The sequence below is a fragment of the Pukyongia salina genome (assembly GCF_002966125.1).
In the GTDB taxonomy this organism is placed as follows: domain Bacteria; phylum Bacteroidota; class Bacteroidia; order Flavobacteriales; family Flavobacteriaceae; genus Pukyongia; species Pukyongia salina.
The window spans coordinates 2,350,512-2,366,245 of sequence record NZ_CP027062.1; the positions used below are offsets into that span (position 1 = coordinate 2,350,512).

The following is a 15,734-nucleotide window of genomic DNA, read 5'->3' on the forward strand; positions in this document are numbered from 1 at the left end:
TCATTTCGACCGAAGGGAGAAATCTCATTCTGCTTCGATTGAGTAAACCTGTTCATTCCGGGATTTACAGCATGGATTGAGAGCAACTATTAATTCAATCTACTCCAATTAAAGCTAATGCTTTAACACATTCTCTCTGTGATTTCTCAGGCGTACCTCCTATGAAATGACTAAATTTGGCAGAGCATTTGCTTCTCTGTACTTTATGAAACACTTTCTCTTCATTTTAATAACAATTGTTACTTCGGTTGGACATGCCCAACAAACAGAGGTAGTAGATTTCAAAAAGATAGACGCGAGTATTACATTTGAACCTGATACGAAAAAGGTTATAGGTGATTTATATGTCGAATTTCATGTAATAAAAGCGTCCGATTCTTTATATCTTGATGCGATTGGCATGGAAATAACAAAGATATCCTCAAAAGGAGTACAGGTAGGATCTACCCGGGATAAAATTTGGATCCATGGTAACTTTGAAACAGGGAAGACTTACCAGACCAGCTTTAGTTATATTGCTTACCCACGGCAGACTCTTTATTTTACAGGCGATCAGATCTGGACTCAGGGCCAGGGAAAATATACGTCGCACTGGCTGCCTTCCATAGATGATATGAACGATAAGATCGAGTTCGATCTTCAGATAATTGCCAATCCCCAGGTAACGGTAATAGCTAATGGGGCATTAAAGGAAGTAAATAGTATCGATACGGATAGCCGCGCATGGCGATTCGATATGGTGCAACCCATGTCCAGCTACCTCGTGGCAGTGGCGATAGGCGATTTCAGAAAAAAAGAAATAAATTCACATTCGGGGATACCCATAGAGTTATACTTCAAACCCGAGGATTCTTTAAAGGTTGAACCCACCTACAGGCATACCCGGGAGATCTTTGACTTCCTTGAGGCGGAGATCGGGATTCCTTATCCGTGGCAAAATTATAAGCAAATTCCGGTACGTGATTTTCTATATGCAGGGATGGAGAATACAACCGCCACCATTTTCTCTGAAGCATTTGTGGTAGATTCCATTGGTTTTAACGACAGAAACTATATAAATGTAAATGCCCATGAGCTGGCGCATCACTGGTTTGGTAATTTGGTCACCGAATCCTCTGGTGATCATCACTGGCTGCAGGAAGGCTTTGCAACTTACTATGCCCATCTAGTGGAAAAAGAATTATTTGGCAGTGATTATTATTACTGGCAGTTATATCAAACGGCCGAGCAATTACGCGAATTAAGTGAGGCCGGGAAAGGAGAATCGCTGTTAAATCCGAAGGCATCCTCCCTAACTTTCTACGAAAAGGGCGCCTGGGCATTACACGTTTTACGTGAGCTGATAGGAGATGAGGCATTTAAAACAGCAATCGCAAATTATCTATCAAATAATAAATTTGGTAATGTGACGACCGCCGATTTTCTGCGAGAGGTGCGAGCGGTATCAACGGTCGATATAGATCACTGGGAAGAGGATTGGCTGAAACAAACAGCTTTTAATTCTACACAGGTGTTCAATTCACTGTCCAGATCCGAATTTATGAACCGGTATTTTCAGATCTCCTCCTTACGGGCTACACCTGTAATGCAAAAAATAGGGGAGTTGCGAGATGCTATTTTGGGGGGCAATGATTTTATTGGTCAGGAAGCAGTTTATCAGCTGTCTGGAGAGGACCGCTTTGTAACCCACGCCCTTTACGAACATGCACTCGATAGTGATAATCTCTATATCAGGCAGGCCGTAGCGGTTTCTATGGATGGAGTATCGGAACGGCTTAAACCTAAATTCGAAAAATTGCTGCAAGATTCTAGTTACGTTACCATCGAGGCTGCTTTGTACAACCTATGGAGCTCATTTCCCGAGGACCGGACGAGATATCTGGAAATCACGCGTTCGGTAGAAGGGTTTCAGGACAAGAATGTACGACAATTATGGCTCGCCCTGGCCGTTATCACAGAGGGCTATAGAACCGATGAGAAAACAAGCTTTGTTAACGAATTGAGAGGATACACCAGTAATACATACAGTTTCGAGGTTAGACAACTGGCTTTCAGGTATGTGAATGATCTTCGTCTATTCAACGATGAGGTACTGGATAACCTTATAGACGCTTCAGTGCATCACAATTGGAGATTTCGAAATGCATCCCGAACCTTATTTTCAGAAATAATAAAAAATCCCGGAACGGGAGATGAGATCTTAAAAAGGCTGGACACTTATTCTGAAAAGGAACAGCAATTCTTACAAACCCAATTAAAAGCATGAAACGTGCTCTAGTAATATCAGGCGGTGGTAGCAAGGGAGCCTTTGCTGGAGGTGTGGCTCAATATCTCATGCAGGAAAGAGGCTTCGATTATCAATTATTTGTTGGCACTTCAACAGGCAGCCTGCTTATTTCCCATCTGGCTTTGAACAACCCCGAGAAAATAAAGAAAGTCTATACCTCGGTTCGCCAGGAAGATATTTTTAGTCATCGTCCTTTCGTAGTAAAAAAAGGGAAGTTTGGTGAAAAACAGATCGGGATCGATCATTTTAAGGTGTTGCGTAATTTTTGGAGAGGGAGTAAGACTTTTGGTGAAAGCTATAATCTTAGAACGTTGATATCCAATACTCTAACCGAGAAAGAGTTTGAAAAATTACAGGCAAGCAGCAAGGATGTGGTTGTTACAGTTTCTAACCTGTCCCTAAACCAGGTAGAATATAAATCTGTAAACGATTTTAGTTATAGTGATTTTTGTGATTGGATCTGGATCTCTTGTAATTACATTCCGTTTATGAGCCTGGTAAAGAAGGATGGCTGTGAGTATGCAGATGGAGGCTTTGGGAGCATGGTGCCTATAGAAGAGGCCATCAACAGGGGTGCCACTATTGTAGATGTTATTATCCTCGAAACCGAAATGACTTACTATAACCGTATGCATTCCAGGAACCCGTTCTCCCTGCTAACCAATATGCACGCCTTTATGCTGGACAGGGTAGAGAAACAAAATATCCGAATTGGTAAATTTGTGGCGGGACACCACAAGGCTGTGATAAACTTCTATTATACACCAACAGTGCTTACTACCAACTCACTTATTTTCGACAATAAACAGATGACCCAGTGGTGGGATAGTGGTTACCTCTATGCTAAAAGTCAGAACGAAGAAACCAGCGAAATTCATCCGCAGGATTCTTAAAACAGTTCCCCTACCTCTTTTTTGATATAAGCCAGGGCTTTCTGAGAGGGGGTGATCTCTTCCATGAAGTTCCGAAGTAAATATTCACGCATTTGGTCGGCACCATTGTCCTTTTCATGCATAGCGGCCTGCCTGATAATATGAATCGTGGCATTTTTTGCAGCATTCACAAGATTCCAGCATTCCGGGGTCACATAGATCTGTTGTGCCACATTGTGCTCAAATTCTTGTTCAATATTATTAATAAGCAGGGTTTCGTACTTCTCAATGTCGTCTGAGAATGGTTTTACGCGAATAAGTAGCTTATTAGGGTCCAGACGCTCCATAAGCAGTGTTATGCGCTCATAGGCCTGTAAACGCATTGGTAGTACTTTATTCTGGGCTTCTTTCTGAATTAAATACCTGCGGCGCCCTTCTTCATTCGCCGAATGGCCTTTGAAAAAATAATAAGCAATGATCCCAACCACTATGGCAGGTAACAAGTAGGCTACGTAGTTCAGTATCTGAGAAATATCTTCCATAATTTAACGGTCTTACAGCAAACTTAAGATTTTTTTCCATTTGCACAAGATAACGTTCATCGAACCAAATAAGTATTTCATCGCTTCACAATGAGGGTAAATAACCTCGCTATTCATTCTTGGCTGTGGTAGGAATACATTGCAACCTAATTCTGAATAACACTTTTAATGGCTAAAACGATGAAAACAAAAATTACTTTATTCATGGCAGCCTTATTTATAAACTTCGCCATGAATGCCCAATATCAGAAAAGTATCATAGAGAGCAGTAGGCACTTTCACGATCTTAACATTGTACCTTTAACGGATGGTAGTTCCGATTATGTGGTCGCAGGTAACCTGTTCAACGCTTCACTTTCAAGTGGCCTGTTGATGTTGCAAAGAATAGATAATCTGGGCAACGTGGTCTGGATCAATCAATACACACATTCAACTTTTCAAAACCTGCGAATTTTCGACGCTGTTGCCTACGAAAGTCTTGTGGTAATCACCGGCTCGGTAGATGTGGCCGGATCGCGTCATGTGTTTATCTCTAAAATTCATGCCACCACAGGTTTAATGATCGACGCAAAGTATTACGAAATTGTTTCGGCTAATTTTAATTCGGTTGGACTCCATATCGAAGCCACCGAAACGGATGCTACGGGGAATGGTTTAGGTGATGTTGGTTTTATAGTGAGCGGTTTCTTTAGTGACTGTTATAACGTTAATGTAAATTGTAATAACAATATTGGTTTTGTGCTCCGCACCGACTTTGGTCTAAATGAACTGTGGACGATCGAGATCGACACAAACTTATCTACAAATACAGACGATTTCGATTTTGCAAATGGTATCACAGAGACGGATAATGGTTATTTGATTACGGGAAGTTGCACCGCTCAATTGGCTTTGGGAGGCGAACAACAGGCCGTACTTGCACATAAAATTGACTTTTTGGGGGCTGTTCAATGGGATCAGAGTTATTACTTCGGTAATAACAGGGATATAAGCGTGGATGCTTATTACGATAGTGCGGCAGACGAGTTGTTTATGCTTACCAATTATTCTTTTTCGCATTATTTTGGAATTACAGTATTGGACGATAGCGTACCGGGGGCAGGTTCTATAGATCTTTCAAGGAGTTGGTATGCTTTTGAATGGAACGACCTGAACCGATATGGCTTCACCGTTATGGAATCTGTTGCTGATGCGAATAATTTAGTGATCTCGGGTTACGACAGGGATGAGTCATGGGTAGATGGAAATAATAATCCGCAATTTGGAAACAGCAATGTGTTTGTATACGAATTCAATAAAACCACTGGGAGCCAGGTGGGGCCGTTGTATCAATATACGGTGCCTCATGTAGAACCCACTGGGGATGATTACAATTTTTGGTTTTGGCAAATGCCACTTATGTATTACCCGGATATTAGTTATCAGATAAACGATCCTGCCAATGTGAACTCCGCTTATTACCATCTTGGGTATCGCACTATGGGAACAGGAACTACCCAATCTGAGATGTTCCGTACAACAAGTGCAAAGATCAATAACTGCGATTATATTGATAGAACGATTAATTCCGCTGGTATAAACCCTATCTCGGTTCCGGTTATTTCGGGCTTTGTTCCCAATACTGACTTTACAACCACCATCAATAATGCGCCTGTAACCATAACAGAAAACTTTTGTGAGTCAACCTTGGGGATAGGTGATGCAGGATACGAACAACCTGGTATATACCCAAATCCAGCTTCTTCCCAGATCTTCGTAAGTGGAGGAGAGTTCACTCATTTCACGATTATTAGCTCTCTTGGCGTGATCGTGAAGGAAGGGAAGCTGAAGCCTGATAATTCGATCGCAATTGAAGATCTTACCTCCGGAGTGTATGTGATTTACCTATTGGGAGAGAATGGCGAATTATTTGCTCATAAGTTTATAAAAAACCAGTAATAACTTGATTTTAAGTAAATTTAGTAAAGCCAAAAACAAAATAACCTTGAATTCCCGGTTTGCCATTTTTCTGCTTGTACTTTTCGTTTTTCTCTCTGTAAAAGCACAGAAATACGATCATTATTCGGTGGAAGACGGGCTGCCGGGGAACATGGTGTACCGGGTAACTCAGGATAAAAAAGGATTTGTATGGGCGATCACAGACAAGGGTATAGCCAGGTTCAATGGTAATACCTTTAAAATATTCAATACAAAGAATGGGCTCCCTACCAACGATATCTGGGATATTCAGATAACAAACGATCATAAACTCTGGTATTTCTCAAAGTCGGCTTCATTAGGCTATATCGAGAACAATGAAGTATTTGATTTCCCGGCAGAAAACCCGGATGAACAGTTATTTCCTGCCATTATTTTTAAGATAGATAATGATATTTACTTCGGGTACAATAACCTTAGCTACTATTTACACGATGGGCAATGGAAACTTCTGGACGAAGCAACCGCTAGCGATGATGACGAAAAATTAGCAAGATATCTTCGGTATAAGAACAAAATGGGAGATTTTGTTGCTGCTAATAAACAAAGATATCAAAGAGGCTTATTAAGGGTATTGGATTCGCTGGGAATTATTATCGGTGAAAAGAGTTATGCGGTTTTAAACTTAAATTCAAATGATCTTTTCGAATACAACTTTCCAGAAGCAATTAAGGCCAAAGATCCTGGCTTATTTAGAGTTCATGCGGTAAACGGCGAGTTGCAATTTACAGGTCCTGAGTTTGTGGCCAATATGGACAATGATTACCAACTTGTGAATCTATCTTTTTTTTCTGAAGATCTGAAAGCTCATTTTGCCATGCGTGATAAGCTGGGTAATTTGTGGATGGCTAGTCTTAATCAGGGGCTATATAAGTTGCCTGCTGTGAACCGAAAGAACAAATACTGGCTTGAAGGGAAACGAGTACGCCAGTTGGAAGATACTCCCTTGGGTATCATCGCTTCGGTTCAGGATTACGGATTTTACCTATACAACGCAAGCTATGATAGTTTCGATCTACTTAATAAAAGCGAAGGCTTTGTGTATGGTACCGCCTATATAGATCAGTTGTCGGCCGCATTTCTATTAACAAGTAAAGGGATCGTGAAAGTAAATGCCAATGGAATTCTGCAATCCTTTAGTCCGATGGCGAGAAAGATCTGTTACCACGAGGGGTATTTGTATGGAAATGTCTCATCCGGTCTAAACCAAATAGACCCGATCCAAATGCAGGTAACCAGGCATATCAAAGGGGTGGGGATTAAAGATATAATTAGCTATAACAACATGTTGATTGTGGGTACGTCCAACGGGCTGAAACAACTTAAGAACGATTCGCTTTTACCTATTCAAATTAATGGCCAGGTGTTTTCCAGGCCTATAATGAATTTAGGAAAACTTCCGTCCGGCATATTATTGATCACAACCGATGGATTTGGCGCTTACCGAACCGATCTGGAAGAAATTACCCAGATTGAAAAAACCGAATATCTCAGCGCAAATTCACAGGTAGTGCAGGATAATAATCTTTGGTTGTCCACCAGCCAGGGGGTTTTACAGTATGATCTCGACCAAACAAAAATTACTTTAAAGAATACTATTGGAACCGAATATGGGGTGCCCTCGGTAAATACGCATACGATACTAGCTCAGGGAGATGCGCTTTGGATTGGAACAGATAACGGACTTGTAAAGCTCCCATCCGATCTACAAAAACAAGACCAATACCTGGGAATTTATGTTGAAAAAGGGAGCTACGCGGGTAAAGAAATTAATAAAGTTGATAAAGTAGATTATCAAAAATCCGGAACCCTGAGTTATGTAATTGGAACTATAGATTTTTCACAAAAGAAAGAATCCAGTCCTTACGAATACCGCCTGTATCCCTTCGAAACCAAGTGGATAACGACCACTTCGAATATTATAAATTTTAGTAATCTTCCTCCAAATGATTATACTCTTCAGCTTCGAAAAGGCCAAAACTCATCTACGCATAAGTTTAGTATAAGTCCTCTTTGGTGGCAAAAGCCAATTAGTAAGGTGGTGTTTGTATCCTTGGGGTCACTTTTGCTCCTTTTGCTTCTGCTACAGATACGACGATACGAAATAAACAAGAAGTTGTCTAAACTGGAAATTCAAAATAAACTTACCGAATTCGAATTATACGCTTTAAGGTCTCAGATGAATCCTCACTTCGTGTTCAATTCGTTAGCGGCCATCCAGTATTGTATTAATAACGGGGATATAAGATCGGCCGAATCCTACCTGGTCAAGTTCTCCAGGCTGGTGAGACAATTCTTTGAACTATCGAAACAAAAAGAGGTCACAGTTTCGAAAGAGGTAGAATTATTAAAAAATTACCTCGACATTGAAAAACTAAGATTTAATGAAAAATTAGAGTATTCTATCAAAATAGGTGATAGCGTAGAAGTCTCAAAGGTGAATATCCCCACGATGTTATTACAACCCGTAGTGGAGAACGCCATTAATCACGGTATATTTAACAAAGAGTCTAAAGGCAGAGTGGATATTAGGTTTCAGCAAAATGGTGATAACTCACTGGAAGTTGAGATAGAAGATAACGGAGTGGGGTTTGTTAATACAAAAAAAACCGATAGTGGAAAAAGAACTTCGTCACATGTATTGGAGGACCGACTTTTATTTCTGAATAAATCCGGGAAGTGGGATATTAGTCTTTCTCATAGAGAGGCTTATCCCGAGAAAGAAGACAAAGGAAATATTACAACCTTTAAAATAACCGCAATAGCGTGAAAAATTATCAGGTAATATTAGTGGATGACGAGAGATCCGCTCTGGAGCTTTTAAAAAGAAAGGTGGAATTCCTCTTCCCTAATCTGAAGGTTGCCGGCACTTTTCAGGACCCTCGAAAAGCGATTTCATTTATAAAATCCAATTCTGTCGATATCTTGTTCCTTGATATTGAAATGCCTCATTTAAACGGCTTTGAAATGCTGGCCCAACTTTCCGAACTTTCCTTTCAGGTGATATTTGTGACCGCCTATAACGAATATGCTCTCACAGCGATAAAGCAGTCGGCCGTGGATTACATCTTAAAACCCATAGATGATAAAGAGTTGGTAATTGCAGTACAAAAAGCAGCTGAAGCAATTGAGAAAGAGTTGCAGGCCGAATCGACCGAGAAGCTGTTTGGCTTATTAAGAGACACGATGAAACGTACACACAAATTGATCGTACCCACAGCAAAAGGACTTTCACTCATCCCAGAATTTGAAGTACTGCATTTGGAAGGGTATGAAGGCTATACCCGAATTCATCTCGTAGATGGATCTACTGTGCTAAGCTCGTACAGCCTGGGAAGGTTTGATCGAGACGATAGTAAAGTATTCTTTAAATGCCATAAATCGCATATAGTGAACCTGGAACACGTTCGTGCATTCGAAAACGAAGGATATTTATTATTGGAAAAGAATCACAGGGTACCTATATCGAGAACCCATCGTAAGGCATTTCTTAAGTTATTCAATGATAATTAATAGCGCACTTCATTCTTTTCCATAGCCCGTTTTACAATATTCTTTGCTTCTTTTGGCTGGTAGTTTCCACCCAGATGCTCGCATTTCATACATTCCTCAACGCTGGTAAACGGTACTTTGGTTTTATTATAGGCGAACGAATCTGCCAGGGTCTTAATAAGATTGCGATCCCCTAAACTAAATTCAACATCATCCATCGTGAGTTGAGACGGATGTTCGTATCCACAGGCATGGGTGATTTCAAGTAATTCTTTTCTGAAATTTTTAAAGTAAAAGTGGGTGCGTTTTGCCTTATCCGAAATATTTATTCCTCTTTGCCTCCATTTATTCTGTGTGGCAACACCGCTGGGGCAATGATTGTTATGACATACCTGTGCCTGTATACAGCCAATGGCCATCATAGCTTCCCTTGCCACATTTATACAGTCTACACCCATGGCAAAGGCCATTGCAGCTTTGGCCGGAAAGCCCAACTTACCACTTCCAATAAAGGTAATATCTTTTGTAAGTCCGTGTTTCTGAAATATCTTATAAACATCACTAAACCCAAATACCCAGGGTAAGGCTACATGATCGGCAAAGCTGGGAGGTGCTGCTCCAGTTCCGCCTTCACCGCCATCTATAGTTATAAAATCCGGTCCCTTGCCACTTTGTTTCATCTTGGTAGCAAGTTCTTCCCAACTATGTAATTTTCCAACGGCCGACTTGATCCCAACGGGAAGACCAGTGGCGGCTGCTATATCCTCCACAAAATTTATTAGCTCATTTATATTACTGAATGCGCTGTGAGTAGGAGGGGAGAGCACATCTTTACCCATTGGGACTCCCCTAATTTCGGCAATCTCCCTGGTGATCTTAGAACCCGGTAGTACCCCGCCCTTCCCGGGTTTAGCACCCTGAGATAGTTTAATTTCTATTGCTCTTACCTGTGGGTTATTAGCAACAAGTTGTCGCATTTTTTCCATACTGAAATTCCCCAATTCATCACGAACGCCAAAATATCCCGTTCCAAAATGAAATATAATATCTCCCCCCTTTTGATGATAGGAAGATAATCCACCTTCACCTGTATTGTGATATGCATGCGCCATGGCACAACCCCTGTTTAGAGATTCTATGGCACGTGCCGAAAGGGATCCGTAACTCATTGCGGAAACATTGATAACAGAGGCAGGGCGATACGGCCGCTTACGCCGACCTAGTCCCATTACCTTCGCACAGGGTACAAAATAGGGGTCGTAACGGTTGGGGTGTTTGGGAGGTAGTTTATAGGGTAGCAGGGCATTGTTTATAAAAACGTAATTTGGTTTATAGAAGTCGCGGTCGCTTCCGAAGCCTTCATAATTATTTTCATTCTTTGCCGAAGCATAGATCCAACCTCTTTCAATTCTATTGAAAGGCAATTCTTCGCGATTATTGGCAACAATATACTGGCGAAGCTCCGGGCCAATACTCTCAAGCATATAGCGGAAATGGCCTACGATAGGAAAGTTGTGTCGGATGGTGTGTTTCTTATTGAAAAAAATATCCCTTATCGCGATCACCGCCAGCAGGATAAGAACCCACCCCCACCAGGGAATCGATTTCAATACCTCAAAAACTGCATCCATTTAATTTGCATTTAAATAATCTAAAGAAAGTTGAGTCATCGCTTTTACTCCAAGCAATAACCCGCTATCGTCGATCAGAAAATCCGGGGTATGATGTGGATAATAAGAAGTATTTCCCGGGGTCATTCCTCCCAGGAAAAAGTAGAAACCTGGAACGATCTCCTGAAAATAGGAAAAGTCTTCTCCTCCGGTGGTCGCATTCATGGTAATAACGTTTTCCGTACCTGCTATCTCTTGAAGCGTAGGTAACATCTGTGAGGTTAGCTCCGGATCGTTATAGGTTACCACCGTATTATTCTGCCATTCGATAGATGCTTCCCCGCCGTAAGCTTTTGCGATATCCCTGGCCATTTCATTCATTCGCCGCATAATTAGTTCCCGCATTTTCGGGTCGAGTGTCCTCACGGTTCCTATCATTTCGGCACTTTCGGGTATGATGTTAAACCTAACCCCACTGGAAATTTTTCCTACGGTGATGACTGCGGCTTCTTCAACTAATGGGGCTTCTCTGCTTATGATGGTTTGGAATCCATCAATGATCTTTGCAGAAATTAAAATGGGGTCTACTCCGGACCAGGGTGCCGAACCATGCGTTTGTTTTCCCTTTACGGTGACCACGAAGCGCTCTACGGCCGCCATGGTACCACCACTTTTATATTTTATGGTTCCAACCGGTGTTCCCGAATTGATATGAAGTCCAAAAATAACATCGACATCCGGGTTTTTTAGTACCCCTTCTTTTATCATTAGCTTGGCACCGCCTTCTTCCCCGGGAGGGGGTCCTTCTTCTGCTGGCTGGAAAATGAACTTTATGGTCCCTTTTATCTTGTCTTTATGAGAAGAAAGAACTTCGGCAACTCCCATGAGGATGGCAATGTGGGTATCGTGTCCACAAGCATGCATCACCCCGGTTTCTGTTTCGAGAAAGCTGGATTTCACCTCGCTTTTAAAGGGAAGGTCGTTCCTTTCTGTAACGGGCAGGGCATCAATATCGGCCCGCAGTGCTACTACCTTGCCGGGCTGATTACCTTTTAAAATTCCTACCACCCCGGTTTTGGCTATACCTGTTTGCACCTCCAAACCTAATGACCGAAGATGTTGTTCGATTTTTTCGGCTGTCTTAAATTCCCTATTGGACAGTTCCGGGTTTTGGTGAAAATAACGTCGCCATTCTATTACTTGTTCTTCAATATTTTCAATGTCGGTTAAAACATCCTTATTCATCTGTGCCTGGGCGTAACAAATCCCAAAGAGTACCAGCACCAAGGTAAATTTTTGTCTCATATTGTAAAAAGTTCAGCTAAAGATAAACGATTTTCAATAAAACAAAAACCCGGACTTTTTGTTTATAATTTATGGGACCTGGCGCTAATAATTCTTAGTAATTTCAGTATTTTTCGGCCTCAGAAACTTCACGATTTGCAAGCATATTTAAAACAACTCAACGAGGCTCAACTAGCTCCAGTACTTCAGAAAGAAGGCGCGATGATAGTTATCGCTGGTGCGGGATCGGGTAAGACTCGTGTTTTAACTTATCGTATAGCCTATTTGATGTCGCAGGGTGTGGACCCGTTCAATATTCTGGCACTTACTTTTACCAATAAGGCGGCACGGGAAATGAAGAAACGTATCTCGCAGATCGTGGGAAGTAGTGAGGCAAAGAATCTTTGGATGGGAACCTTCCACAGTATTTTTGCAAAGATCCTGAGGTTTGAAGCAGATAAGCTGGGCTATCCGTCTAATTTTACCATTTACGATACCCAGGATTCCCAAAGTGTGATACGCAGTATCATCAAGGAGATGCAACTGGATAAGGATATCTACAAGTATAAGCAGGTCTATTCCAGAATATCCTCGTACAAGAACAGCCTCATCACCGTAAAGGCATATTTCAATAATCCTGAACTGCAAGAGGCCGATGCCATGGCCAAGATGCCCAGGCTGGGAGATATTTACCAGGCTTATGTGGATAAATGTTTTAAGGCGGGTGCTATGGATTTCGACGACCTGTTGCTCAAAACGAACGAGCTTCTTAACCGTTTCCCGGACGTACTTGCCAAATACCAGAATCGCTTTCGTTATATCCTTGTAGATGAGTATCAGGATACCAATCACAGCCAGTACCTCATTGTAAAAGCCCTAAGTGACAGATTTCAGAATATATGCGTAGTTGGAGATGATGCCCAGAGTATCTATGCTTTCCGAGGAGCGAACATAAACAATATCTTAAATTTCCAGAAGGATTACGACGATGTGAGGGTCTATAGACTGGAGCAGAACTACCGTTCTACCAAAAATATTGTAAATGCGGCCAACAGCATTATAGAGAAGAACAAACAGCGACTGGAAAAGGTAGTTTGGACCGCTAACGATGAAGGAAATAAGATCCTGGTTAACAGAACTATGACCGATGGGGATGAAGGCCGTTTTGTGGCGAGCTCAATTTTCGAGAACGCTATGAGCCATCAATTGAAATACGATTCTTTTGCTGTTTTATATCGCACCAATGCCCAATCGCGGGCAATAGAAGATGCACTTCGGAAGAAAGACATTCCATACAGGATCTACGGCGGACTCTCATTCTACCAGCGGAAAGAGATCAAGGACGTTCTGGCGTACTTACGCCTGATATTAAATCCGAAAGATGAAGAAGCCCTGAAACGTGTGATCAATTATCCTGCACGGGGAATTGGACAAACCACCATCGACAGGTTAATTGTCGCTGCCAACCATTACGACAGGTCGATGTTCGAGGTCATGAAACATATCGATAAGATCGACCTGAAGATCAACAAAGGCACCCAGGGAAAGCTACAAAATTTTGTAACGATGATCGAGAGCTTCCAGGTGCTCAACCAGGGTTACGACGCCTTTCAGATCGCCGAACACGTTACCAAGAAGACTGGCCTGGTTCAGGAATTAAAAAAGGATGGAACCCCTGAAGGTATTGCCAGGATAGAGAATATTGAAGAACTCTTGAACGGGATGCGCGACTTTGTTGAGGAGCAAAAGGAACTTGCCGACACCACGGGATCCCTGGCCGAATTTTTGGAAGATGTAGCCCTTGCCACAGATCTGGACAATGAAAAAGGAGATGATAACCGTGTTGCATTAATGACCGTCCACCTTGCTAAAGGACTGGAGTTTCCGTATGTCTACATTGTTGGAATGGAAGAAGATCTGTTTCCTTCAGCTATGAGTATGAATACCCGTTCTGAGCTGGAAGAAGAAAGAAGACTTTTTTATGTGGCTTTAACACGAGCAGAAAAGCAAGCTTATCTTACGTATACCCAAAGCAGATATAGATGGGGAAAATTAATTGATGCTGAGCCAAGTCGATTTATTGAAGAGATAGAGGACCAGTTTCTGGACTACCTTACCCCCATCACCGAGAACCGTTATAAACCGTTGATAGATACCGATATTTTTGGAGAGGTTGATAAGAGCAAACTTAGAATGCGAAAGCCAAGTTCGGGGGTACCGCCAAAGGGACCTACGGAGTCGCAACTAAGAAAGCTGCGGCGCTTGAAACCGGTTTCCAGTGATACCGATAAGAATTTCGATCTGGAAAAAGCCAATTTATCGGAAGGAACGATGGTTGAGCATGTACGCTTTGGCCAGGGAAAGATCCTGAAGATAGAAGGAGTTGGCGCCGATACCAAGGCAGAAATACTCTTTGAGAATGGCGGTTTGAAAAAATTACTTCTTCGCTTTGCGAAACTAAAGGTTCTCGATTCCTGAGATTGTAAAAAAGTACGTCTGGTATTTTAAATTTTCGTATCTTAATACTATGGCCCTATTCATACGTTTATATGAGGAGAATCCTAATCCGAAGGATATAAAAAAGGTTGTGGATATCATCCGCGAAGGAGGCCTGGTGATCTACCCCAGCGATACCGTTTATGCCCTGGGTTGTGATATTACCAATAACCGGGCATTGGAAAGATTGGCTCAGTTAAAGGGTATCAAGCTTGAAAAGGCCAATTTCTCCTTTATTTGTGAGGACCTGAGTAATTTATCAGATTACGTGAAGCAGATCGATACAGCAACCTTCAAATTACTAAAACGAGCTTTGCCCGGCCCCTATACCTTTATTCTACCGGGTAATAATAATCTTCCTTCGGCTTTTAAGAAAAAGAAGGAGGTAGGTATCAGGGTACCCGATAACGCCATTGCAAGAGCTTTGATTCGCGAACTAGGTCATCCTATTGTATCTACTTCTATCAAGGATGAAGATGAATTGATCGAGTATACCACAGACCCCGAACTCATATTCGAAAAATGGGAGAAAAAGGTAGACGTGATCGTGGATGGTGGATACGGTGGTAATATAGCTTCTACAGTGATCGATCTCACAGGAGACGAACCTCTACTGGTTAGAGAAGGAAAAGGGAGTTTGGAGATATGATCCCTAGTCGAAAGGTTGCAGATCTGGCTCCAGATATGTGGTTCGAGCTTCTTCTGAATCGAAAATATTGAACGCATAGTGATAACCAAGAAGATCCCGAAATTCGAAAAGTAATCGTGGAAATTCATCGATGAAATCTCTGAAGTTGTCCGACTTGGACTTCAGTATAAAATGAAAAACTGCCCGAATTGCAGCAATAGTAACAGTTTTATTATACTTGGTTTCTTCGTTGTTCAGCTTAGTAAAAGCCTCTAACTGAGATGTGATATTTTCGATCGCATTTTCTAATCCGTATTTAGTGATATGAATCCATGCGAGACGTAAATGAGCTTCATGGGTGAAATAGCTTGGATGTAACAAGCCATGCTTAAACTGCTTTTCAAAAGCGGCGTCTGAAAATTGATAATGCGGCTCCATTTTTATTATTATTGGTTAGTAGGGGGAGTCTTTCATATAAGTAGACGATCTCTCGCTAAAGCTGTTACATACTTTTCAAAAAAAAATAATAAAATAAAAAACCCGAAC

Annotated in this window: 11 protein-coding genes; 7 read left to right on the plus strand and 4 right to left on the minus strand. The window is 41.6% G+C overall.

Going from position 1 to position 15,734, the window contains the following annotated elements; all coding sequences use genetic code 11:
* Positions 1 to 166 precede the first annotated feature (166 nt).
* Together C5O00_RS10725 and C5O00_RS10730 are read left to right on the plus strand one after the other, a co-directional pair.
* Positions 167 to 2,266, plus strand: a complete 2,100-nt coding sequence (locus tag C5O00_RS10725) for a M1 family metallopeptidase (RefSeq protein WP_244592976.1) — start codon at positions 167 to 169, stop codon at positions 2,264 to 2,266.
* Entirely contained in the window at positions 2,263 to 3,180 is a 918-nt protein-coding gene (locus C5O00_RS10730) for a patatin-like phospholipase family protein (RefSeq protein WP_105216850.1), read from the plus strand. Before C5O00_RS10725 ends, C5O00_RS10730 begins: the two co-directional genes overlap by 4 nt.
* Here the strand turns inward: C5O00_RS10730 and C5O00_RS10735 are convergent.
* Entirely contained in the window at positions 3,177 to 3,701 is a 525-nt protein-coding gene (locus C5O00_RS10735) for a DUF7935 family protein (protein WP_105216851.1), read from the minus strand. The genes C5O00_RS10730 and C5O00_RS10735 overlap by 4 nt on opposite strands.
* A 180-nt stretch (positions 3,702 to 3,881) precedes the next feature.
* On the opposite strand from C5O00_RS10735, the gene C5O00_RS10740 reads away from it, so the two are divergent.
* Genes C5O00_RS10740 through C5O00_RS10750 form a run of 3 tightly spaced genes read left to right on the plus strand, consistent with a single transcriptional unit; the run spans position 3,882 to position 9,191 of the window.
* Positions 3,882 to 5,639 (plus strand): T9SS type A sorting domain-containing protein, encoded by a 1,758-nt coding sequence (locus C5O00_RS10740; protein WP_158676833.1) that lies wholly within the window; start codon positions 3,882 to 3,884, stop codon positions 5,637 to 5,639.
* A 46-nt stretch (positions 5,640 to 5,685) separates the two neighbouring features.
* Positions 5,686 to 8,448, plus strand: coding sequence for a sensor histidine kinase (locus C5O00_RS10745; protein ID WP_158676834.1), 2,763 nt, complete (start codon positions 5,686 to 5,688; stop codon positions 8,446 to 8,448).
* Positions 8,445 to 9,191 carry a LytR/AlgR family response regulator transcription factor gene (locus tag C5O00_RS10750; RefSeq protein ID WP_105216854.1) on the plus strand — a complete coding sequence of 249 codons (747 nt, stop codon included), beginning with the start codon at positions 8,445 to 8,447 and terminating at the stop codon, positions 9,189 to 9,191. The genes C5O00_RS10745 and C5O00_RS10750 overlap by 4 nt, the downstream gene beginning before the upstream one ends.
* Here the strand turns inward: C5O00_RS10750 and C5O00_RS10755 are convergent.
* Positions 9,188 to 10,801, minus strand: coding sequence for an FMN-binding glutamate synthase family protein (locus C5O00_RS10755; protein WP_105216855.1), 1,614 nt, complete (start codon positions 10,799 to 10,801; stop codon positions 9,188 to 9,190). The two genes, C5O00_RS10750 and C5O00_RS10755, sit on opposite strands and share 4 nt — an antisense overlap.
* The gene (locus C5O00_RS10760) at positions 10,802 to 12,025 is read right to left on the minus strand and encodes an amidohydrolase (RefSeq protein WP_394342097.1); all 1,224 of its coding nucleotides are present in this window, start codon (positions 12,023 to 12,025) and stop codon (positions 10,802 to 10,804) included. It abuts the gene before it with no gap.
* Between the two features lie 195 nt (positions 12,026 to 12,220).
* Here C5O00_RS10760 and C5O00_RS10765 point away from each other — a divergent pair, with 195 nt between their 5' ends.
* Both C5O00_RS10765 and C5O00_RS10770 read left to right on the plus strand, forming a co-directional pair.
* Positions 12,221 to 14,542: an ATP-dependent helicase gene (locus C5O00_RS10765; protein WP_105217651.1), complete on the plus strand. Its 2,322-nt coding sequence runs from the start codon at positions 12,221 to 12,223 to the stop codon at positions 14,540 to 14,542.
* A 49-nt stretch (positions 14,543 to 14,591) separates the two neighbouring features.
* Positions 14,592 to 15,209 carry an L-threonylcarbamoyladenylate synthase gene (locus C5O00_RS10770; protein ID WP_105216857.1) on the plus strand — a complete coding sequence of 206 codons (618 nt, stop codon included), beginning with the start codon at positions 14,592 to 14,594 and terminating at the stop codon, positions 15,207 to 15,209.
* A gap of 3 nt (positions 15,210 to 15,212) precedes the next feature.
* Here C5O00_RS10770 and C5O00_RS10775 read toward each other — a convergent pair whose 3' ends face one another.
* Positions 15,213 to 15,626 carry a hypothetical protein gene (locus tag C5O00_RS10775; RefSeq protein ID WP_105216858.1) on the minus strand — a complete coding sequence of 138 codons (414 nt, stop codon included), beginning with the start codon at positions 15,624 to 15,626 and terminating at the stop codon, positions 15,213 to 15,215.
* Between the last annotated feature and the right edge of the window lie 108 nt (positions 15,627 to 15,734).

Excerpts from the sequence above, each read along its gene's own strand:
- C5O00_RS10760 (WP_394342097.1), bottom strand. The coding sequence starts at position 12,025 with ATGAATAAGGATGTTTTAACCGACATTGAAAATATTGAAGAACAAGTA.
- C5O00_RS10725 (WP_244592976.1), top strand. The coding sequence starts at position 167 with ATGACTAAATTTGGCAGAGCATTTGCTTCTCTGTACTTTATGAAACAC.
- C5O00_RS10775 (WP_105216858.1), bottom strand. The coding sequence starts at position 15,626 with ATGGAGCCGCATTATCAATTTTCAGACGCCGCTTTTGAAAAGCAGTTT.
- C5O00_RS10735 (WP_105216851.1), bottom strand. The coding sequence starts at position 3,701 with ATGGAAGATATTTCTCAGATACTGAACTACGTAGCCTACTTGTTACCT.
- C5O00_RS10740 (WP_158676833.1), top strand. The coding sequence starts at position 3,882 with ATGAAAACAAAAATTACTTTATTCATGGCAGCCTTATTTATAAACTTC.
- C5O00_RS10755 (WP_105216855.1), bottom strand. The coding sequence starts at position 10,801 with ATGGATGCAGTTTTTGAGGTATTGAAATCGATTCCCTGGTGGGGGTGG.
- C5O00_RS10770 (WP_105216857.1), top strand. The coding sequence starts at position 14,592 with ATGGCCCTATTCATACGTTTATATGAGGAGAATCCTAATCCGAAGGAT.
- C5O00_RS10730 (WP_105216850.1), top strand. The coding sequence starts at position 2,263 with ATGAAACGTGCTCTAGTAATATCAGGCGGTGGTAGCAAGGGAGCCTTT.